Genomic DNA, 1,108 nt, shown 5'->3' on the forward strand with positions numbered 1-1,108 from the left:
ATCGGAAGATGCTCTTTGGGTTGATGAATTTGCTATTGATCACGGGGGCTAACCTATGGATATTTTCTCCTAAGGCGGATTTCCCGGACGAATGGCGTTCGGGAATGTATATGGTCGCTTTCGGAGCGTTCTTTTTACATTTGCTAGTGATTGGATGTGCCGTGGGATTCCGTTATATCGTACGCTGGGGCGATATGCAGATGCGTTTGAAAGAGGAACGGCAGAAAAACGCCGAGGCGGAACTGGCTTGGCTGAAGAACCAGTTGAATCCGCATTTTCTCTTTAATACCTTGAATAATATTTCCAGCTTGGTCCAGATAGACCAAGATACGGCGCAAGAAAGTATCGGGCAATTGAGCGATTTGCTGCGGTATACGCTCTATGAGTCGAACCATGAGCTGGTACCGGTGGAAGGCGAGATCGAGTTCATGAATAATTACATCGAGCTGATGAGATTACGCTGCAATGAGTTGGCTACCGTGGAAGTAGATTTGCAGATTCCGATTAAACCGATGAGGATCGTTCCGCTCTTGTTTATTTCTTTGATAGAGAACGCATTCAAGCATGGCGTGAATAGCCGTAAGTCGTCGTTCGTACGTATTCGTTTCAAGGCGGAAGGAGATAACCTTGTTTTTACCTGCGAGAATAGCGACCATCCGAAACCGGATGTGAACCGTAGCGGATCGGGGATCGGGTTGGAAAACCTGAGGCGTAGGCTGGATCTGGCTTATCCCAGTCGTTATCAATATGATCAAGCGCTCCGGGAAAATAGTTACTTTGTTCAAATAACACTTCGAGACTGCTTATGAAAACACTGACTTGCATGATCGTAGACGATGAGCCCTTGGCGGTGAAGATGCTGGAGGACTTTGTAAGCCGTACGCCTTATCTGAGGCTAGCGGCTTCCTTCAATGATCCGGTACTGGCACTCTCCACGTTGCGTGAGTCTTCGGTGGACGTGCTTTTCTTGGATATTCAGATGCCGGATCTGGACGGGCTGAACCTCTCCCGCATGGTGCCCCCCGGTACGAGGGTGATCTTCACGACCGCCTTTAAGGAGTATGCCTTTGATAGCTATGAGGTGAATGCCCTCGATTTCCTGCTGAAG

Annotated in this window: 2 protein-coding genes; both read left to right on the forward strand. The window is 48.6% G+C overall.

The window, feature by feature from the left end; all coding sequences use genetic code 11:
• Positions 1-809 (forward strand): sensor histidine kinase (locus QVP94_RS17995; RefSeq protein WP_288213311.1); only part of this gene is annotated, 809 nt, incomplete at its 5' end.
• The coding region (locus QVP94_RS18000) for a LytR/AlgR family response regulator transcription factor (RefSeq protein WP_288213312.1) at positions 806-1,108 on the forward strand (303 nt) is incomplete at its 3' end. The genes QVP94_RS17995 and QVP94_RS18000, both read left to right, overlap by 4 nt.

The organism is Parabacteroides sp. CAG:2 (assembly GCF_000436315.1).
Classification (GTDB): domain Bacteria; phylum Bacteroidota; class Bacteroidia; order Bacteroidales; family Tannerellaceae; genus Parabacteroides; species Parabacteroides distasonis.